17 protein-coding genes are annotated in these 18,499 nt (G+C 73.3%); 9 read left to right on the top strand and 8 right to left on the bottom strand.

What is annotated here, in order from left to right:
* Window positions 1–127 precede the first annotated feature (127 nt).
* The gene (locus tag ACFV18_RS04745; protein ID WP_380479224.1) at window positions 128–1,132 is read right to left on the bottom strand and encodes an aldo/keto reductase family protein; all 1,005 of its coding nucleotides are present in this window, start codon (window positions 1,130–1,132) and stop codon (window positions 128–130) included.
* A gap of 207 nt (window positions 1,133–1,339) precedes the next feature.
* Between ACFV18_RS04745 and ACFV18_RS04740 the strand changes: the two genes are divergently transcribed.
* The 3 genes from ACFV18_RS04740 to ACFV18_RS04730 all read left to right on the top strand — a co-directional run bounded on the left by ACFV18_RS04740 (window position 1,340) and on the right by ACFV18_RS04730 (window position 4,274).
* Window positions 1,340–2,608: an ROK family transcriptional regulator gene (locus ACFV18_RS04740; protein ID WP_380479221.1), complete on the top strand. Its 1,269-nt coding sequence runs from the start codon at window positions 1,340–1,342 to the stop codon at window positions 2,606–2,608.
* Between the two features lie 210 nt (window positions 2,609–2,818).
* Entirely contained in the window at window positions 2,819–3,826 is a 1,008-nt protein-coding gene (locus tag ACFV18_RS04735) for an Acg family FMN-binding oxidoreductase (RefSeq protein ID WP_380479218.1), read from the top strand.
* Window positions 3,827–3,932: 106 nt separating this feature from the next.
* On the top strand, window positions 3,933–4,274 hold the full coding sequence (locus ACFV18_RS04730) for a DUF5713 family protein (RefSeq protein ID WP_380479215.1): 342 nt from the start codon (window positions 3,933–3,935) through the stop codon (window positions 4,272–4,274).
* A 114-nt stretch (window positions 4,275–4,388) separates the two neighbouring features.
* On the opposite strand, the gene ACFV18_RS04725 is transcribed toward ACFV18_RS04730, so the two are convergent.
* On the bottom strand, window positions 4,389–5,216 hold the full coding sequence (locus ACFV18_RS04725) for a class I SAM-dependent methyltransferase (protein WP_380479212.1): 828 nt from the start codon (window positions 5,214–5,216) through the stop codon (window positions 4,389–4,391).
* 524 nt (window positions 5,217–5,740) lie between these two features.
* On the opposite strand from ACFV18_RS04725, the gene ACFV18_RS04720 reads away from it, so the two are divergent.
* From ACFV18_RS04720 to ACFV18_RS04700, 5 genes are all read left to right on the top strand, one after another.
* On the top strand, window positions 5,741–6,916 hold the full coding sequence (locus ACFV18_RS04720; RefSeq protein WP_380479264.1) for a CopD family protein: 1,176 nt from the start codon (window positions 5,741–5,743) through the stop codon (window positions 6,914–6,916).
* 358 nt (window positions 6,917–7,274) lie between these two features.
* On the top strand, window positions 7,275–8,882 hold the full coding sequence (locus ACFV18_RS04715; protein WP_380479209.1) for an IPT/TIG domain-containing protein: 1,608 nt from the start codon (window positions 7,275–7,277) through the stop codon (window positions 8,880–8,882).
* A 192-nt stretch (window positions 8,883–9,074) separates the two neighbouring features.
* Window positions 9,075–9,710, top strand: coding sequence for an ArsR/SmtB family transcription factor (locus ACFV18_RS04710; RefSeq protein ID WP_380479206.1), 636 nt, complete (start codon window positions 9,075–9,077; stop codon window positions 9,708–9,710).
* The gene (locus ACFV18_RS04705; protein ID WP_380479204.1) at window positions 9,707–10,462 is read left to right on the top strand and encodes an SRPBCC domain-containing protein; all 756 of its coding nucleotides are present in this window, start codon (window positions 9,707–9,709) and stop codon (window positions 10,460–10,462) included. Before ACFV18_RS04710 ends, ACFV18_RS04705 begins: the two co-directional genes overlap by 4 nt.
* 70 nt (window positions 10,463–10,532) lie before the next feature.
* Complete coding sequence (locus ACFV18_RS04700) at window positions 10,533–11,105, top strand: dihydrofolate reductase family protein (RefSeq protein ID WP_380479201.1); 573 nt, start codon at window positions 10,533–10,535, stop codon at window positions 11,103–11,105.
* A gap of 61 nt (window positions 11,106–11,166) precedes the next feature.
* Here the strand turns inward: ACFV18_RS04700 and ACFV18_RS04695 are convergent, their stop codons facing one another.
* Both ACFV18_RS04695 and ACFV18_RS04690 read right to left on the bottom strand, forming a co-directional pair.
* Window positions 11,167–11,808, bottom strand: coding sequence for a DedA family protein (locus tag ACFV18_RS04695; protein ID WP_380479198.1), 642 nt, complete (start codon window positions 11,806–11,808; stop codon window positions 11,167–11,169).
* A 277-nt stretch (window positions 11,809–12,085) separates the two neighbouring features.
* A complete protein-coding gene (locus ACFV18_RS04690) occupies window positions 12,086–12,847 on the bottom strand; it encodes a DeoR/GlpR family DNA-binding transcription regulator (protein ID WP_380479195.1) in 762 nt (253 codons plus the stop codon).
* A 90-nt stretch (window positions 12,848–12,937) separates the two neighbouring features.
* Between ACFV18_RS04690 and ACFV18_RS04685 the strand changes: the two genes are divergently transcribed.
* Window positions 12,938–14,152, top strand: coding sequence for an MFS transporter (locus ACFV18_RS04685; protein ID WP_380479192.1), 1,215 nt, complete (start codon window positions 12,938–12,940; stop codon window positions 14,150–14,152).
* Window positions 14,153–14,237: 85 nt separating this feature from the next.
* Here the strand turns inward: ACFV18_RS04685 and ACFV18_RS04680 are convergent, their stop codons facing one another.
* From ACFV18_RS04680 to ACFV18_RS04665, 4 genes are all read right to left on the bottom strand, one after another.
* Window positions 14,238–15,194 carry an electron transfer flavoprotein subunit alpha/FixB family protein gene (locus ACFV18_RS04680; protein WP_380479189.1) on the bottom strand — a complete coding sequence of 319 codons (957 nt, stop codon included), beginning with the start codon at window positions 15,192–15,194 and terminating at the stop codon, window positions 14,238–14,240.
* Window positions 15,195–15,232: 38 nt separating this feature from the next.
* A complete protein-coding gene (locus ACFV18_RS04675) occupies window positions 15,233–16,018 on the bottom strand; it encodes an electron transfer flavoprotein subunit beta/FixA family protein (RefSeq protein WP_380479187.1) in 786 nt (261 codons plus the stop codon).
* A gap of 135 nt (window positions 16,019–16,153) precedes the next feature.
* Window positions 16,154–16,627 (bottom strand): hypothetical protein, encoded by a 474-nt coding sequence (locus ACFV18_RS04670; RefSeq protein ID WP_380479184.1) that lies wholly within the window; start codon window positions 16,625–16,627, stop codon window positions 16,154–16,156.
* 121 nt (window positions 16,628–16,748) lie between these two features.
* Window positions 16,749–18,464, bottom strand: coding sequence for an FAD-dependent oxidoreductase (locus ACFV18_RS04665; protein WP_380479182.1), 1,716 nt, complete (start codon window positions 18,462–18,464; stop codon window positions 16,749–16,751).
* Window positions 18,465–18,499 lie beyond the last annotated feature (35 nt).

The following is an 18,499-nucleotide window of genomic DNA, read 5'->3' as shown; positions in this document are numbered from 1 at the left end:
GTGGTGCGGCGCCGGCCCGGCCGTGGCGTCAGGGCCGTCAGGGCCGTCAGGGCCGTCAGGGCCGTCGGGGCCGTCGGGGCCGTCGGGGCCGTCGGGGCCGTCGGGGCTGTCAGGGCTGTCAGGGCCTTCAGGGACGGGACTGGGGGGCGTTCTCGGCGGTCTTCGCGGGGTCGAACTGGGCGACGGGAGCGAGGATTTCGTCCATCCGGGCGAGCAGCTCCGGCTCCAGCTTCACGCCGGCGGCCTTGACGTTCTCGGTGACCTGCTCGGGCCGGGAGGCGCCGATGATCGCCGCGGACACGTTGGGGTTCTGCAGCACCCAGGCGACGGCCAGTTGGGCGAGCGACAGGCCCGCCTGGTCGGCGAGCGGGCGCAGCTGCTGGACGCGCTCCAGGACGTCGTCGCGCAGCCAGCGGGCGACGAAGTTCGCGCCGCCCTTCTCGTCGGTGGCGCGGGAGCCCGCCGGCGGCGCCGCGCCGGGCCGGTACTTGCCGGTGAGCACGCCCTGCGCGATCGGCGACCAGACCACCTGGCCGAGGCCCAACTCCTCTGACACCGGGACGACTTCGCCCTCGATGACCCGCCACAGCGCACTGTACTGGGGCTGGTTGGAGACGAACGGCACGCGCAGTTCGCGGGCGAGCGCATGCCCGGCCCGGATCTGGTCGGCGGTCCACTCGGAGACGCCGATGTAGTGGGCCTTGCCGGAGCGGACCACGTCGGCGAACGCCTCCATGGTCTCCTCCAGCGGCGTGGACGGGTCGAAGCGGTGCGCCTGGTACACGTCGACGTAGTCGGTCTGCAGGCGGCGCAGCGAGCCGTTGATCGACTCCATGATGTGCTTGCGGCTCAGCCCGCGGTCGTTGCGGCCGGGGCCGGTGGGCCAGAACACCTTGGTGAGGATCTCCAGCCCTTCGCGGCGCTCGCCCTTGAGGGCCCGGCCCAGGACCGCCTCGGCGCGGGTCTCCGCGTACACGTCGGCGGTGTCGAAGGTGGTGATGCCCGCGTCGAGGGCGGCGCGGATGCACGCGGCCGCGGTGTCCTCCTCGACCTGCGAGCCGTGGGTGAGCCAGTTGCCGTAGGCGATTTCACTGACGATCAGGCCGCTGCGGCCCAGGTGACGGAATTCCATGATCTGTACGGTACGTCAGCCGACGCTTCCGGTGGGTACCATCGCCGTGCTGCGGGAACCGGGAGCGGGCCGGTGTCCGGCGGGCGTGTCGGTGCCGGATGTGCGGTGCCGGGGCGGGTGTGACGACCTGGACGTGGACGACAGTTGAGTCTGTGACGGTGTTGCCGGCGGGGGCGGGCGGACTGTCCCGACCGGAGAAGAGGAAGCATGACCCACCCGCAAGCGATGCCCGTCGCGCGGAGACGGCCGGCGGGCCTGGTGCCCGAGCCGGCCCGGTGGAGCCGGCAGCGGTTGCGCAGCAACAACGAGTGGCTGCTGCTGGAGCTGCTGCGTACCGGAGGCCCGTCCTCGCGGGCCCAGCTCGCCCGGGACACCGGCCTGTCGAAGCCGACGGTGTCCGCCGCGCTGGGTTCGCTGGAGACGGCCGGGCTGGTCCGTGAGGCGGGCACGCTGGCCCCCGACCGGGGCCGCACCGCCGTCCTGTACCGGGCCGACGCCGGCGCCGGGTACGTGCTCGGGATGGACGTCGGCCGGGCCCGCGTGCGGGTCGCGGTCGCCGACCTGGCGGGCCGGGTGGTGGCCCGCCGGGACGTCCCCAACCGCGGCCGTTCCGGCCCCGCCGTCGCGGACGCACTGATCGCCACCGCCCGGGACACCCTCGCCGACGCCGGGCTGGCGGAGGGCGGCTCGGCGGGCTGCCCCGGGGCCGCCCCGGCGGACGGGGTGGTGCGGGCGGTGATCGGCAGCCCCGGGGTGTGGGACGAGCGCCTGCGGGCGGTGCGGCACGCCCCGCACCTGCCCGGCTGGGCCCGGCCCGGCCTGGTCGACCGGATATCGGACGGCCTCGGCATGCAGGTGCAGGTCGCCAACGACGCCAACCTCGCCGCCCTCGGCGAGTACACCTACGGTGCGGGGGCGGGCAGTTCGGTCTTCGCCTACCTGCTGGTCGGGACGGGCGTCGGGGTCGGCCTGGTGCGTGACGGCGAACTGTGGACCGGGGCGCACGGTGCGGCCGGGGAGATCGGAATGCTTCAACTGCCCTACCTGTCCGGTGAACTGACGGGACGTCAGGAAGTGCGGCTGGAGGAGGTGGTGGCGGCGGACGCCGTGGTCGGCGAGGCATGGCGGCTCGGGCTGACCAGCGCGACCACCGCCGAGGAGGTGTGCGAGGCGGCCCGCTCCGGCGATCCGGCCGCGCGGGCGGCGATCGACCGGCAGGCGCAGCAACTCGCTTTCGCGGTCGCCGTGGTGGCCGCCGTCGCCGATCCGGAACTGGTCGTCCTGGGCGGCGGCCTCGGCCGCAGCGCGGACCTGCTGCTGCCGCCACTGGAGGAGGCGCTGCACCGCACCTGCGCGCTGCGTCCCCGGGTGGTGGCGAGCACGCTCGGCGAGGACGCGGTGCTACTGGGCGCGGTGGCGACCGCTCTGGAGTCGGCCCGGCTGGAGGTGTTCGAGCGGCGCACCGCGTCGGCGTGAGCGTGTTTCGGGTGCCCCCGGGCCAGCGGGATCAGGCCCTGCCGGGTTCGGGCACTGCCGGGTTCGGGCACTGCCGGGTCAAGCCCTGCTGGATCAAGAAGCGGGACGGAGGTCGTCCGGTGGGGGCCTTTGGGCCCTACCGGCAGGGCCGGGCCGAGGTGCACGCTCAAGCTACAGAGTCACGTGGAACGCGACGAGGAGTGATCCGCGATGGTCGAGTCGACGAGTGGTGCGAGGGGCGGCCCGGGGGCGGCGCTGAGCGTGCAGGAACTACGGGAGCTGGTGGCGGCGGCCGGAGCCGCGCCGTCGCTGCACAACTCCCAACCCTGGCAGTTCCGGCCCGCCGACGACGGCCACGGAGTCCTGGTGTTCGCCGATCCGGAGCGGGCCGTCCCGGTGGCGGACCCCGACGGTCGCGGCATGCTGCTGTCCGTCGGCGCGGCGCTGTTCAACCTGCGGGTCGCGGCCGCCCGGCAGGGCCTGCCCGTGGAGGAACTGGAACTGATGCCCGGCCCCGTCGAGGCGGACGCCCCGGTCGCGGTGGTGCACTTCGGCCCGCGCGGAGTCCCCGACGAGACGGCCGAGTTGGCGGAGGCGATCACGGTGCGGCACTCCAGCCGCGAGCCGTTCAACAACCGCGACGTCCCCGAGGCGGTGATCGGTGAACTGATCGCCGCCGCCGCCGCCGAGGACACCGTCCTCGACGCGCTGGAGGAAGCCGAGGCGCGCCGGGTGCTGGCGCTCACCACCGAGGCCGAAGCCCGGATCGTCGCCGACGACGCCCGCCTTGCGGAGACCGGGAGCTGGCTGCGCGAGGCGCCCTCGACGGACGGCATCCCGGTGGCCGCGCTCGGCCCGCAGGACCACGAAGCCCACGTCCCCATGCGGGACTTCACCGGACGCCCCGACCGCTCGCAGCGCTTCGAGGCGCTCCCGCAGCTGGTCACCATCTCCACCCGCGGCGACACGCCGGCCGACTGGCTGCGGGCCGGCCAGGCCATGGAACGCGTCTGGCTGGTCGCCACCGCGCACGGCGTCCGGGTCTCCGTCCTCCACCAGGCCGTCGAACTCCCCGAGACCCGCTGGCGGTTGCGCAACCCCGAAGCCGGCATCGGCACCGTCCAGGTGCTCCTGCGCATCGGCTACGGCCCCCGCGGCGCGACGACCCCGCGGCGCGACGTCGACGAACTCCTGCGCGGAACAGTCCACACGTCCTGAGCGCCCTGCGGCCCGCGGGCTGTCGGTGCTCGGGCTGTCGGCGCTCGGAGGGATGATCGGCACGAGATTCCCCGAGTGGGCGGGCCCGAGTGGATGGAGCGGCCGGATGGCGATCGGTAACGAGCAGGTGGCGGGGCGCGAGTTCCTGGGCGAGCTGGCCGGGGACCCGTACTACCCCGCCCACCTGGTCGAACGCGGCCGCGAGGTGCTGCGCAGGCTGTGCGAGCGGATCGAGTCCGAACGCCCGCACGGGCTACGGGAGTTGTACGCGCTGACGCACGCCGCGACGGAGGAGTTCAACTGCCTGGGCGAGGCGCTGGAGGAGGCCGGCAGCGAGATCGAGACCGTGGCCCGGGACGCGATCGGCGCGGATTTCGCATTCGTCGCGGCGGCGTACGGCTTCGCCGACGCGGACGGGGAGGAGCTGATCGCGCCGCGCGAGTGGTGAGCGACTGGGCCCGAGCGGCGGGCCCGGGGACGACGTGGCGGCGGAGCAGGGTGCGGTCGTCCTCCTCGCGTGCGACCGCGCGGTCGGAGTGGCTGTTCCGAGGTCTGGGCGCGCCTACGCGGTGCCCGTGGCAAGGAGGGCGGCGTGGGGGAGGGCGAGGGTGCCGTCCGGGGTGCGGAAGGCTTCGGCGAGGCGATTGTAGTGGCGGCGGGCCTCGGACTGGGTTTCGGGGGTCTGGGCGCGCAGGGTGCGGCCGATCGTGGCGATGCCGGAGGCCGGGCCGGCCCACCAGTCCTCGGCGGTGGTGCGGTGCTCCCAGGTGAGGGTGCGGCAAGTGGCGTGGTGCAGGCCGGCGGTGGTGAGGAGGGCGGTCAGGCCGGCCGGGGTACGCGGGAAGTCGTCGGCAGGGTCGAGCGGGGCCAGGTGTGGTGGGTGGACGGCACCGGCGGCCTGGAGGGCCTGCGGGATCAGCGTCTGGCCCGGGGCCGGGGTGCCGGACCAGATGGTCAGGGCGAGGCGGCCGCCGGGCCGCAGGACGCGGCGCAGTTCCCCGAGGGCGAGCAGTGGGCGGCCGACGTGGTTGAGCACGAAGTTGGCCACCAGTGCGTCGAACTCGTCGTCCGGACAGGGAAGTTCGGGCAGCGTGGCAAGCTCGACGCGCGCGGACGGGGCGGCGCGGCGGGCGAGTTCGAGCATGCTCGGCTCGGCGTCCACGGCGGTCACCTCGGCGCCCCGGGCGCAGGCGGCCGCGGCGATCGTGCCCGGTCCAGTACCCACGTCCAACAGTCGGGTGCCGGTGGACACTTCGGCGGCGTCCAGGAGTTCCGGCGCGGTGTACGCGCAGAGCCGGCCGAAGGTCGCGGCATAGGCGTCGGCCCGTCCGGCCCAGGCAGTGCGTTCGTTGGCGTCGAAGCTCGTGGTGGCTGCGGATGGCGACGGCATGGTTCCCCCTGGGCGGTCGGCCGGTTGACGGGCGATCATAGCCCGGCGCGCGCAGGCCGCTGCCGGGGGAGGAAGGTGGTCCGTGCGGTCGTGGTCGAGCGCTGCACAGGACGCCGTGGGTGTGAAGCCGTGGTCAGCCCCGCGTCCCCGCCGAGGGCCAGGTGATGCGTCGGTGATCACGAGCGGATCCGGCGGACGGCCGCGATGCCGCGCCTGTGCAGGTGGCAGGTTCGACGGTTGCGGCAGGCCTCGTCGGCGCCGACGCCGTCCGGGCTGGTGCAGGGCCGTCCAGTCGTGGACCTCGGCACGAGGGCCTTGCCGATTATCGGCTCGAACCGGCGCACCCGGCGCGGTGTTTCGCCTGCAGGGCGCGTGCGGCTCCGGGTGTCCGCATCCGCGGCAAGGCTCGTTCGGCAGTTCGGCAAGTCTGCCGCGAGCTCACCGCCCCCGGCCGACTCCTCGACAGGCTTCCCCGAGGGCGAGTTAGGACAGGCTGGCCTAACTGCGGTTAGGCTAACCTGGTGATGAATTTGCTGCTGGCCGCGAACACGGCCGAATACACCACGCCCGCAATCTGGCGGATCCTCACCAAGACCGGCTACTTCCTCGGCCTGAGCGGCGCGATCGGCAGTGTTGTCACGTACATCGCCGCCGTGCGCCCGGCGCTCAGGGCCGCGAGCACTGCCCCGGGGGACGCCGCCGTGCTGCTCAGGCGGGCGGCGGGTTACCTGGCCTGGGCGGGCGTCGTTCTGCTGGTCGCCGGGTACTTTCAGCTAGTGGCGCGCGTCGCTCGGGCCGGAAAGGGCATGCCGTTCGGTGATGCCATGGGCCCCGGCAGGATCGTGGACTTTCTTGACGCGCCTGCGGCCAAGGGGGCGTGGGTCGCGCAGGGCACGCTCTACCTCCTGCAGAACATCGTGCTCGTCGCCACTGCCGTCGCGCTGATCGCGCTGTTCGTCCCGGCGGTGCGCCGCCATCTCGACCGCCTTGCCCTCGCTGCTGTGCCCGCCACCCTCGCGGTCACCCTGATCGCCGGTATACCGGCCACCGCACCCACCGAACTCGACCGCTGGCTCGACCCGGTGTTCTCCCAGACCCACATCGTCTCCGGCGTCGTATGGGTCGGCGGTCTGGCGTTGCTGGTCGCGCTCGCGGCCACCCGCAGCCGCCTCGGCGAAGGCGCGGGCCTGCTGTGGGCCGACATCTGGCGCCGCTTCAGCCTGGTCGCCATGGTGTGCGTCGGCGCGGTCACCATCTCCGGCCTGTGGATCAGCTGGAAGCACGTCGGCGGCGTCTCCCAGCTGTGGACCACCGGCTACGGCATCGCCCTCCTGGTCAAGATCTTCCTGGTCCTGGGGCTGGTCACGGCCGGGGCCTTCAACCAGTTCTGGCTGATGCCGCGGATCGCGCAGGCCCGCCGGGCCGACGACTCCGCCTCCCTGTTCCAGCTCACGCTGCGTCACTTCCCGAAGGTGGTCTGGGGCGAGGTCGTCCTCGGTGTCGCGGTGCTGGTGGTCCTGCCGTTCATCGCCGGGTCCGCCCGCAGCGAGGCGGGCAGCGCGAAGGCGGTCTCCGACGGCAGCATCTTCGCTGCTGGTGTCGCGCTGGTGGTCGCGCTCGCGGTCTCGCTGTACGCCACCGCGAAGGTGTCCGACGCCCTGTCACGCCGCCGTGCGACAGGCGAGCCCGCCACGACGTGATCCCCCAGGGGGTCGGGATGTGCCGGGGGCCTTCGTCCGGCGTGCGGGTGCTGCACGGGCCCTGCTGAATCGGCCATTTGCGGGAGGCCGCGCGTGCTGGTCCAGCCTGCTGCGGAGCGGTGGGGCGGTGCTCGGGGGCGGGGTGGCGGATGGCGCGGAAGGATCCCTGCCCGTTGACCGGAGCCGAGTGCTCCGGATATCACCGCGTAGCGGAAGCCCCGGCGGAGTGCGTTCCACCGGCAGCGACCGGTGGGGCCGCCGCCGGGGCTCCGAACCCGGCAAGGAGCGCACCGTCCCGTCAAGCGTGCCCCGGCCGGGGCCGCCGGGGCGGGGCGCCGGATCCATGGGGAGGGATCACGTGTCTCACGCATCAGTTGCGACGCGCAGCGGTCGATGGGGAGCGCTGCTGAGTGCGCTCGCACTGGCGGCCGCGGGCCTGAGCGTCGCGGCGGCGCCGCCCGCGCACGCGGCGAGCGGTCCGCTGGGCTACGTCGCGAATTTCGCGAGCAACACCGTCTCGGTCATCGACACCGGCACCAACACGGCCGTCGCGACCATCCCGGTCGACGACGGCCCGGTGGGGGTGGCGATCGCCCCGAACGGCCACGCCGTCTACGTCGCCAACCAGGGCAACAGCGGCGGCGCCGGTCTCGCCGCCGGCGGCAACAGCGTCTCCGTGATCGACACCGCCACGAACACCGTCACCACCACCGTCCCCGTCGGCAACGCCCCGCTCGGCATCGCGGTCACCCCGTCCGGGGGCGCGGTGTACGTGACCAACAAGTCGTCCAACACGGTCTCGGTGATCGACACGGCCACCAATGCCGTCACCGCCACCATCCCGGTCGGCGCAGGTCCGGCCGATGTGGCGATCTCCCCGTCCGGGGCGACGGCGTACGTGACCAACCTGTTCGGCGACACCGTGTCGGTGATCAGCACGGCCGGCAATACCGTCACCGCCACCGTCCCGGTCGGCTCCCAGCCGGTCGGAGTCGCGATCAACCCCGCCGGTACCGCGGCCTACGTGGCCAACCACGGCCCCAACACCGTCTCGGTGATCGACACCGCCAGCAACACCGTGACCGCCAGTGTTGGCGTTGGCTCCAGCCCGCAGGACCTGGTCGTCACGCCGTCCGGGGACGCGGTCTACGTCGCCAACACCGGCGGCAACAGCGTCAGTGTGATCAGCGCCGCCACCAACACCGTCACCGCCACCATCGGCGGGCTCGGCGGTCCGGTCGGCATCGCGGTCAACCCCGCAGGCACCGCCGTCTACGCGGCCAACGAGAACCACAACACCGTGTCGGTGATCAGCACCGCCACCAACACCGCCACTGCCGGCATCGGCGTCGGCAGTGTGCCGATCGCGCTCGCCATCACCCCGCAGGCCGCCCCCGCTCCGCCGACCGTCGGCGGTGTCAGCCCGAACACCGGCCCCGTGGCCGGTGGCAGCGCCGTGACCGTCACCGGTACCGGCTTCACCGGGGCCACCGGCGTCGCCTTCGGCGCCACGGCGGCCGCCTCGTTCACGGTGAACAGCGACACCTCCATCACCGCGACCGCCCCCGCTGCCACCGCCTCCGGCGCCGTGGACGTCACCGTCACCACCGCCGCGGGCACCAGTGCCACTGCGCCGGCCGACCAGTACGCCTACACCAAGGACGCCACCAGCCTGACCGCGCAGCCGCTGCTGTTCTCGCTCAGTGGCGGCCTGAACATCACGCTGCACCCGCAGGCCACGCTCACCGACACCACCACCGGCAAGCCCGTTCCCGGGCAGACCATCACCTTCACCGTCGGCACGCACACGGTGTGCACCGCCACCACCAACGCGCAGGGCGTGGCCTCCTGCGCCGGCCTGTGCCCGCTGACGGCGATCCTGCTGAGCGGTTCCTACACCGCCACCTTCGCGGGCACCCCTGCCCTGGCCCCCGCCACCGCCACCGCCGGACTCATCCAGCTCTGATCCACCCCGTCCGGTCGTCCGATGAGACGCCCGCCGCGTCCGCTCCCGTGTGGGAGCGGACGCGTGCGTGGGCCTCGTTCCAGCTACCGACAAATTTTTTTGTCTTGACAGGTTTCCTGTTCGGCGCAATGCTGGAATCACTCCGGGGGACGCCGGGGACGCCGGGGGGATTGGGGAACGGAGGGTGAAGAGATGCTGGACATTGCCGTGATCGAAGAACCCGGCGCAGCCGAGTCCTCGCTGGACCCGATACGGTCCCGGATCCTGGCCGCCCTTGCGGAGCCCGGGTCGGCGGCCATGTTGGCCGGGCGGTTGGGGTTGCCCCGGCAGAAGGTCAACTACCACCTGAAGGAGCTGGAGCGGCACGGGCTGGTCGAATTGGCCGAGGAGCGCCGCAAGGGCAATGTCACGGAGCGGGTGTATCGCGCCACGGCTGCCTCGTACGTGATCTCGCCCAGTGCGCTGGCGGCGGTCAGTCCGGATCCGGCCCGGTCGCCCGATCAGCTTTCGGCCCGGTGGCTGTTGGCGCTGGGGGCCCGGTTGGTGCAGGAGGTCGGCGCGCTGGTGACGGGCGCGGCCCGGGCCGGGCAGCGGGTGGCGAGCTTCGGGATCGATGCCGAGGTGCGGTTCGCCTCCGCCGCCGATCGGGCGGCGTTCGCCGAGGAGCTGGCGCAGAGCGTGGCCGGCCTGGTCAGCCGCTACCACGACGAATCGGCGCCGCAGGGGCGAAGGCACCGGGTGGTCGTCGGCCTGCACCAGATCCCCGACCCGCCGTCGTCCCGTGCGGACAGCCACCGATCCGACGCACCACAGGAGAACCCGCGATGACGCACCCCTTCGAGATCGAGCGGGAGATCCTCCTGCCGGCAGACCCGGAACAGGTCTGGGAGGCGATCGCCACCGGGCCCGGCATCGAGTCGTGGTTCATGGGCCGCAACGAGGTCGAGGCGCGTGAGGGCGGCACCGCCGTCATGGACGTGGGCGGCCACCGGGAGGAGGCCGTGGTCACCGCGTACGAGCCCGGCAAGCGGTTCGCCACCCGGACGGCCACCGGCGCGGACGGCCGGTTCATGGCCTTCGAGTACCTCATCGAGGGCCGCGAGGGCGGCAGCACCGTCCTGCGCGTCGTCCACAGCGGCATGCTCGGCGACGACTGGCAGGACGAGTACGATGCGCTGCGCCGCGGCTGGCCGTTCCACCTGCACACGCTCCGCGAGTATCTGGCGCACTTCCCCGGGCGCGCCGGCCGTCCCGTTTTCGCCATGGCGCAGAGCGGCGAGCGGTCCGCGCGGCAGGTCCGGGCCGCGCTCGCCCGGGGCCTGTCGCTGCCGGCCGCTGTCGCCGTCGGCGCGCCGGTGCACGCCGAGCCGGCCGGGGTGCCGCCGCTGGCCGGGGAGGTGACCTGGTCCGACGAGGAGCGCTTCGAGGTCCGCACCGGCGACGGGCTCTACACCTTCCACCACAGCCCCGGTGTGGTGCTGCTGTTCCACCACCTCTTCGGCCCGGACGGCGAGGCCGCGGCTGCCGCCGAGGCCGGGTGGCAGCGGTGGTTGGCGGGCGTCCTCGCCGAGCGGCCTTGAGTGGCCGAGCAGTAGGCAGTGAGCACCACGTACTGAAGACAGTCACACCTGTACAGAGGAGAGCACCATCATGCGCACCCTGATCAGCACGGCCTTTGTCTCGCTCGACGGCGTCGTGGAGGGCCCGGGCGGCGAGCCCGGCTACCGGAACTCGGGCTGGACGTTCAAGGACATCGAGTTCGTTCCCGAGGCGTTCGAGATCAAGTCACGGGAGCAGGAGGAGTCCACCGCGATGCTGATGGGCCGGGTGAGCTACGAGGCGTTCAGCCCGGTCTGGCCGGACATGGCGGAGTTCGCCCGCTACCGGACGCTGCCGAAGTACGTCGTCTCGAACACCCTCACCGAGGACCGACTGGTCTCGAACTGGGGCGAGATCAGCATTCTGCGCTCGCTGGACGAGGTCGCCGCGCTGAAGCAGACCGAGGGCGGTCCGATCATCGTCCACGGCAGCGCCACCCTGAACCAGGCCCTGTCCGACGCGGGGCTGATCGACCGGTACCACCTGCTGGTCTTCCCGCTGCTGCTCGGCGCCGGCAAGCGGCTGTTCAGCACCACCGACAAGGACGCCCAGAAGCTGGCGCTGGTCGAGCACGAGGTGTACCGCAACGGCGTGCAGAAGCAGGTCTTCGACGTCGTCCGCTGAGTGGGTTCCCGCGAATAGGTTCTTCGCGAGTGTGTCCGCCCGCCCGCCGTTGACGAGTCCGTCAGCGGCGGGCGGTGCGCGTGCGGCGCAGTTCGAGGGCGAGCGGGACGAGGGAGAGGACGATGATCACCGCGATGGCGGGGAGCAGGTAGCGGTCGACGCTCGGGATGGTCGAGCCGAGCGCGTAGCCGCCGAGGACCAGGCCGACGGTCCAGATGAGGCCGCCGACGGTCTGCCAGAGGGCGAAGGTGCGGGTCGGGACACCGAGGGCGCCGGCCAGCGGGTTGAGGACGGTGCGGACCACGGGGACGAAGCGGGCCAGCGTGATCGCCTTGGCGTGGCCGTAGCGGGCGAGCAGTTCCTCGGCGCGCTGGGCGCCCTCGTGCAGGCGGCGGTTGCGGGAACGTTCCAGCAGGGCGCGGCCACCCTTGCGGCCGAGCAGGTGGCCGACCTGGGCACCGGCGAGGGCGCCGACGACGGCGGCCACCAGGACCTGCGCGAGGTTCAGGTGCGGGCCGGAGTGCAGGCCGGGGGTGCAGAGCAGGCCCGCCGTGAACAGCAGGGAGTCGCCGGGCAGGAAGAACCCGACCAGCAGTCCCGTCTCGGCGAACAGGACGGCGGCGATACCGAGCGCGCCGAATGCTGCGAGCAAGGAGGATGCGTCGAGCGGGTTGACCGCCAACAGGGCGGAGTGGGCGTACACGGCGTGGCCTCCGGGCGCTCTGCGTCTACACGGGAGTAGACCGTCTACGCGACTGTAGACGAAAGTGGTGGGGGTGGCGCAAGCGCGGGTCTCCGACGGGTGTGGCGCGCGGGGCGAGGGCGGTGGGTCGGCAGCGCCACGGGCGAGGGTGCGGCGCACAGGGCGAGGGGGTGTGGTCGGCAGCGCCATGGGCGAGGGTGCCGCAGGGTCCGGTGGCCGGGTTGACGGGCGGCCGGACCCTGCGCTGCTCGGGATGCCCCCGCGAGCGGGGTCGTGGTCAGGCGGTGATGACGGTGGTGCCCGCCGCTTCGAGTGCGGTGATCTCGTCGGCGGGGGCGGCGGTGTCGGTGACGAGCGTGTGCAGGAGTCCGGCGGGGGCGACGTGGGCGAAGGCGGTGCGGCCGAGTTTGCCGCTGTCGGTGGCCGCGATCGTCCGGCGGGCGGCGGCCGTGGCGGCCTTCTTCACGGTGGCGTCGTCGAGGTCGTAGGCGGTAAGCCCGTCGGCGGCGGTGAGGCCGCAGCAGCCGAGGACGGCGGTGTCGAATCGCAGGGCGGAGATCGAGGCGAGGGCGAGCGGGCCGGTCAGGGCGCCTTCGCCGGTGCGGGGCTGCCCGCCGGGAACGAGCAGGGTGGCCGGTCCGGGGGTGTCGCCGAAGACGTGGACGGCCGGCAGGGACAGCGGCATCACGGTGACGGGGCGCTCGCGCAGCAGACGGGCGATCTCCACGCAGGTGGTGCCGCTGTCGAGGAGCACGGTCTCGCCGTCGGCGACGAGATCGCAGACCGCGACGGCGATGCGGCGCTTGGCATCGACGGCCTCGCGGGCGCGCAGCGCGAACGGGGGCTCCTCGCCGCGCAGCAGCAGGGTGCGCGCCCCGCCCCGAAAGCGTTCCAGGGCGCCCTGGGCGGCGAGCGCGTCGAGGTCGCGCCGGATGGTCATCTCGGACGCGCCGGTGAGCTCGGCGAGTTCGAGGACGGTGGCGCTGCCCGCGTCCCGGACGGCCTGGGCGATCAGGGTGTGGCGCTCCGCGGTGTTCATACCGAGATTGAACCGCACCCCGCAACGCACAAGCAAGTTGTTCGATTGGTGGACTTTCGAACATGGGGAATGTTCATTATGGTCGGTGGCATGGAACGCTCGCTTCGGGCCGCCCGCGTGGCGACCTATGTCTACTTCGTCCTGTGCGGCACCCTGATGGGCGCCTGGGTGGTGCACATCCCCGCCGTCGAGACCCGGGTCGGCATCAGTCACGCCGCGCTCGGCGGCCTGCTGGTGCTGCTCGGCCTCGGCGCGTTCGGTGGCATGCAGGTGGCCGGCCGGCTGACCGACCGCCTCGGCGCCCGCGTCGTCGTCCCCGCCTCCGGCGCCGTGTGCGCCGCGTCGCTGGTGCTGCCCGGCCTCGCGCCGAACCCGTGGACGCTGGCCGGCGCGCTGGTGCTCTTCGGGTTCGCCAACGGCTGCCTGGACGTCAGCATGAACGCCCACGCCGTCCACGTGGAGAAGGCGTACGGGCGGCCCGTCATGTCCGGCTTCCACGCCACGTTCTCGGTCGGCGGGGTGATCGCCGCGCTGGCCGCCGCCGCGGCCGGCGCCGCCAGCCTGGGCCCGGCCGCCACCCTCGCCGTCCTCGGTGCCGCCGGTCTCGCCGTCGCCCTGCTGGCCGCGCGCAGCCTGCTGCCCGGCACCGCACCGTCCGCCGAGGACGGGCAGGCGACCGAGGCCCCGATGCCCGCCGCCAGGAACGGCGCCCGCCGCCAGATCCGGGTGCTCGCCATCCTGGCACTGCTGGTCATGCTGTGCGAGGGCGCGGCCAACGACTGGAGTGCCCTGCACCTCAAGGACGTCCTCAAAGCGCCCGCCGGCACCGCCGCGTTCGCCTACGGCACCTACGCCGCCGCGATGACCACCGGTCGCCTGCTCGCCGACCGGATCGTGACCCGCTACGGCTCGATGGCCGTCCTGCGCCACGGCGCGCTCACCGCCGCCGTCGGCATCACCCTCGCCGCGCTGACTCCCTGGGTGTGGGCGGCGTTCGCCGGGTGGGCGCTGTTCGGCCTCGGCCTGTCCGGCTGCGTCCCCCAGCTGCTCAGCGCCGCCGGCCACGCCGAGGCCGCCGCCGGAGCCAACGTCTCCCGCGTCGCCGGAATCGGCTACCTCGGCATGCTCGCCGGCCCCGCCGTCATCGGCTGGCTCACCCACCTCACCGCCCTCAACCACACCTTCTTGTTGCTCACCGTGATGTGCGCCGCCACCGCCGCGACCGCCGGCGTCCTGCGTACCGCCGCCACCCCCGGCGCCGGGCGCAGGTCGCCGGGCCCGACGCCGGCGAGCCCCGCCCGCTGACCGCCTGCGGGGCCTGCGGCGCGGGGAACGGCGGAAGGGCGCGACCGTGGTGGTCGCGCCCTTCCGGGGTGGTGCTGGTGGGCCGTCAGCCGGCCTTGACCTCGCCGGTGAGCTGGGGGAGGACGGTGAAGAGGTCGCCGACGACGCCGTAGTCGACGAGTTCGAAGATCGGGGCCTCGGGGTCCTTGTTGACCGCGACGATGGTCTTCGAGGTCTGCATGCCCGCGCGGTGCTGGATCGCGCCGGAGATGCCCGCCGCGATGTACAGCTGCGGGGAGACCTGCTTGCCGGTCTGGCCGACCTGGTTGGTGTGCGGGTACCAGCCCGCGTCGACCGCGGCACGGGAGGCGCCGACGGCCGCGCCGAGCGCGTCCGCGAGCTCCTCGACGACACCGAAACCCTCGGCCGCGCCGACACCCCGGCCGCCGGAGACCACGATCGCGGCCTCGGTCAGCTCCGGGCGCCCGGTGGACACCCGCGGGGTACGGGAGGTCACCGTCGCCGCCCTCCCGCCGAACTCCACGCTCACGCTCTCCACGGTGCCGGCGGCCGGCGCGGCCTCGGGGGCCGTGCTGTTCGGCTTCACCGTGATCACCGGCGCACCCGTCGTGACAGTCGACTTCACCTGGAACGACGCGGCGAACACCGACTGCGTCGCCACCGGACCGCCCGCACCGGCCTCCAGGTCCACCGCGTCGGTGATGATGCCCGAACCCAGGCGCAGCGCGGTGCGGGCGGCGATCTCCTTGCCCTCGCCGCTGGAGGTGACCAGCACGGCGGCGGCGCCGGAGGCCTTGGCGATCTGGGTGAGGGCGTCGACCTTGGGGACGACGAGCTGGGTGGTGAAGGCCTCGCCGTCGGCGACGTACACCTTCTGCGCGCCGAACTCGGCGGCCTTCGCGGCGATCGCGGCGGCACCGTCACCGGCGCCCAGGACGACGGCGGCGGGCGTGCCCAGCCGGCGGGCGAGGGTCAGCAGCTCCAGGGCGGGCTTGCGCACCGCACCCTCGGCGTGGTCGACCAGGACCAGGATCTCACTCATGACTACTCCACAACCCTTCGATGATTCCCGGCGGCCCGTCAGATGAACTTCTGCTCGGCGAGGTAGGACGCCAGCGCCTTGCCGCCCTCACCGTCGTCGGTCACGATCACGCCCTTGCTGCGCGCGGGGCGGGCGGTGATGTCGGCGACCTTCGTCCACGCGCCGGCCAGGCCCACCGTGTCGGCGTCGATGCCCAGGTCGTCCAGGTCGAGGGAGGTGACCGGCTTCTTCTTCGCGGCCATGATGCCCTTGAACGAGGGGTAGCGGGCCTCGCCGGACTGGTCGGTCACCGAGACCACCGCCGGCAGCGCGGCCTGAACCGTCTCGGTCGCGGCGTCGCCGTCGCGGCGGCCGGTCACCACGCCGCCGGAGACCGAGACCTCGGACAGCAGGGTGGCCTGCGGAACACCGAGGCGCTCGGCGAGGAGGGCGGGCAGCACGCCCATCGTGCCGTCGGTGGAGGCCATGCCGCACACCACCAGGTCGTAGCCGGTCTTCTCCAGCGCCGCCGCGAGGATCGCGGAGGTACCCATCACATCGGTGCCGTGGATGTCGTCGTCATTGACGTGCACGGCCTTGTCCGCGCCCATCGACAGCGCCTTGCGCAGCGCGTCCTTCGCGTCGTCCGGGCCCACCGTCAGCACCGTCACCTCGGCGCCGTCGTTCGCCTCCGCGATCCGCAGCGCCTGCTCGACGCCGTACTCGTCCAGCTCCGACAGGAGGCCGTCCACGCCCTCCCGGTCGGTGGTCGCATCGTCCGCGAAGCGACGATCACCGGTCGCGTCGGGCACGTACTTCACACAGACAACGATCCTCAAGCTCACGGCCACCTTGTCCTTTCACGGCGCGGAGGGAACTCAGTACCCCCACTAGACCACACTCCGTGCCACAGATCCACTCTTTGATGGTTTGGCGTGAAGTGTGAGGGGACTCAGTGTCCCGGATGAGGGAACTGAGTGTCAGGTGGTCGGGGTGGGGTGGAGTGCGGCGGCCCAGCGCAGGGAGTACCAGGAGAGGCCTGCGAGCAGGGCGGCGCTGGGGAGTTCGGCGACGTAGGCGCATATCTCGGCGGTGCGGAAGGCGTCGCCGCGGTGGGCGGACCAGAGGTCGAAGAACGCGTCCATGGCCAGCAGGACAGCGGTGGCGGCGGCGATCGGGCTGGTGGCGCGGTGGCGGCGGCGGACCAGGGAGGCCAGCAGGAGCAGCGCGGCGGATTCGAGCAGGTCCAGCCAGACCCAGGAGTTGGACAGGTTGCGGGCGCCGAAGTGGCCGCGGACGTTCAGCGCCAGGTCGACGATCCACGGCAGGAGGAGCACGGCGGCGATCCGGAACACGATCGGCAGCCGGCGCAGCACCGCGTCCTCGTGGTTGGCCAGGGCCTTGCGGACGGCGGGGAGGGCCGGGGGGCGGATCGTGGGGCGGAATGCGGGCACGCCGTGATCATAGGGCTGACGCGTTCGCCGGGCGGGTGGACGGGTGGTCGGGCGGGTGGACGAAAACGTCGGCCGCCCGCGTGTGCGCGCGGGCGGCCGAACAGGAGGGGTGCGGGGCGGGTCAGGGCTCGCGGCGCAGGCGGACGGTGGAGTCGCGGTTCGGGCGGCCGTCGGGCTCGGTGACGGGGTGCTCGGGGTGGTCGTGCCGGGGGTGTTCCTCGGCGCGCTCCACCGTCCAGGCGCCCGGGGTCAGGTGCAGGGAGTCGAGCAGCTCGGCGGGGGTGGGGAAGGTCATTCCGGAGTGGTCGTGCCCGTGATTGTGCGAGGGCGCGTGGTCGTGGGCGTCGCTGTGGTTGTGGTCGTGGTCGTGGTCGTGGTCGTGGTCGTGGGTGTGCTTGTGCGAGTTGTCCTGCGCGTGGTTGTGCCGGGCGGGGGCGACGGCGTGGCTGACGATCAGCAGGGTGCCGCCGGGGGCGACCGCGTCGGCGGCGCGGCGCAGCACCCGTTCGCGCGGGAACTCGGCGGGGGAGTGCAGGAACTGGGCGGAGACCAGGTCGTAGGAACCCAACGGGAAAGCGTTTGCCAGGTCGGTGCGCTGCCAGCTGATCCGGTCGGCGACGCCGGCGGCCGCGGCGCGGGCGGCGGCCCGGTCCAGGGCGACCTGGGAGATGTCGACGGCGGTGACCCGCCAGCCCTGCTGGGCCAGCCAGATCGCGTCGCCGCCCTCGCCGCAGCCGAGATCGAGGGCGTGGCCGGGGGCGAGGCCGGTGACCTCGCGGGTGAGCGAGGCGTTGGGCCGGCCGCTCCAGATCTGCTCGCTCTCGCCGTAACGGTTCTCCCAGAACTCGACGGCCTCGACGGCGAGCCTGGTCTCCTCGGCGATCAGGTCGGCGTTGATCGCGAGGGCGGCCCGCAGGCCGTCGGCGGCGGCGACGGCGACCTGGGCCATCGGGTCGGTGAGGTTGCCGGCCGCCCACACGCCGGGGACCTCGGTGGCGCCGGACGGGTCGGTGGTGGCGAGGCGTTCGCCCAGCTTGACGCCGTCGCGGACCAGGGCGGTCGGGGTGAGGCCGAGGCCGGCGAGGAACGGCGCGTGCACGGTCAGGCCGGTGGCGACGCCGAGCGCGTCACAGTCGATCACGGTGCCGTCGGCGAGCCGGACGCCGGTGAGCGGGCCGGCCTCGTTCTCCGGCAGGACGGCGACGACCTCGCCGGTGTGCACGGTGATGCCGCGGGCGGCGAGTTCGCGCTGCTGCTGCTCGGTGAACGGCGCGGCGGTGTGGGCGAGCAGCGTGACGTCGGAGCTCCACTGGCGCCACAGCAGCGCCTGGTGGACGGCGAGTGCGGGTTCGGTGGCGAGCACCGCGATCCGGCGGTCGCGGACCTCCCAGCCGTGGCAGTACGGGCAGTGCAGCACCTGGCGTCCCCAGCGTTCGGCGAGGCCGGGCAGCTCGGGCAGTACGTCGGTGGTGCCGGTGGCCAGCAGCACCCGGCGGGCGTGCACGGCGCTGCCGTCGGACAGTTCGGCGCGGAAGGCGCCGTCCGGCTGCCGGGTGATGGCGCGCACCTCGGCGTCGTGGAACTCGCCGTCGTACGAGGCGACTTCGGCCCGGCCGCGGGCGAGGAGTTCGGTGGGCGGCACGCCCTCCTGGCCGAGCAGGCCGTGGGCGCCCTCGGCGGGCGCGTTGCGCGGTCGGCCGGCGTCGAGGACCAGGACGGAGCGGCGGGCCCGGGCCAGGACGAGGGCGCCGCTCAGTCCGGCGGCGCCGCCGCCGACGACCAGGACGTCGTGGTGGCGGGCGGGGTGCGGGTGCGAGTCGCGGTGCGTGGCGGTCATGGCTCGATGGTGCGCCGCTGTGGCCGGATTGACAA

Source organism: Kitasatospora sp. NPDC059673 (assembly GCF_042734215.1).
Lineage (GTDB): Bacteria > Actinomycetota > Actinomycetes > Streptomycetales > Streptomycetaceae > Kitasatospora.
Note: the sequence above shows the minus strand (reverse complement) of the source record. Positions and strands in the feature narration are given on the sequence as shown.

Coding starts and splice junctions, on each gene's coding strand:
- ACFV18_RS04745 (WP_380479224.1), bottom strand. CDS start 1,132: ATGGAATTCCGTCACCTGGGCCGCAGCGGCCTGATCGTCAGTGAAATC.
- ACFV18_RS04740 (WP_380479221.1), top strand. CDS start 1,340: ATGACCCACCCGCAAGCGATGCCCGTCGCGCGGAGACGGCCGGCGGGC.
- ACFV18_RS04735 (WP_380479218.1), top strand. CDS start 2,819: ATGGTCGAGTCGACGAGTGGTGCGAGGGGCGGCCCGGGGGCGGCGCTG.
- ACFV18_RS04730 (WP_380479215.1), top strand. CDS start 3,933: ATGGCGATCGGTAACGAGCAGGTGGCGGGGCGCGAGTTCCTGGGCGAG.
- ACFV18_RS04725 (WP_380479212.1), bottom strand. CDS start 5,216: ATGCCGTCGCCATCCGCAGCCACCACGAGCTTCGACGCCAACGAACGC.
- ACFV18_RS04720 (WP_380479264.1), top strand. CDS start 5,741: ATGAATTTGCTGCTGGCCGCGAACACGGCCGAATACACCACGCCCGCA.
- ACFV18_RS04710 (WP_380479206.1), top strand. CDS start 9,075: ATGCTGGACATTGCCGTGATCGAAGAACCCGGCGCAGCCGAGTCCTCG.
- ACFV18_RS04705 (WP_380479204.1), top strand. CDS start 9,707: ATGACGCACCCCTTCGAGATCGAGCGGGAGATCCTCCTGCCGGCAGAC.
- ACFV18_RS04700 (WP_380479201.1), top strand. CDS start 10,533: ATGCGCACCCTGATCAGCACGGCCTTTGTCTCGCTCGACGGCGTCGTG.
- ACFV18_RS04690 (WP_380479195.1), bottom strand. CDS start 12,847: ATGAACACCGCGGAGCGCCACACCCTGATCGCCCAGGCCGTCCGGGAC.
- ACFV18_RS04685 (WP_380479192.1), top strand. CDS start 12,938: ATGGAACGCTCGCTTCGGGCCGCCCGCGTGGCGACCTATGTCTACTTC.
- ACFV18_RS04680 (WP_380479189.1), bottom strand. CDS start 15,194: ATGAGTGAGATCCTGGTCCTGGTCGACCACGCCGAGGGTGCGGTGCGC.
- ACFV18_RS04665 (WP_380479182.1), bottom strand. CDS start 18,464: ATGACCGCCACGCACCGCGACTCGCACCCGCACCCCGCCCGCCACCAC.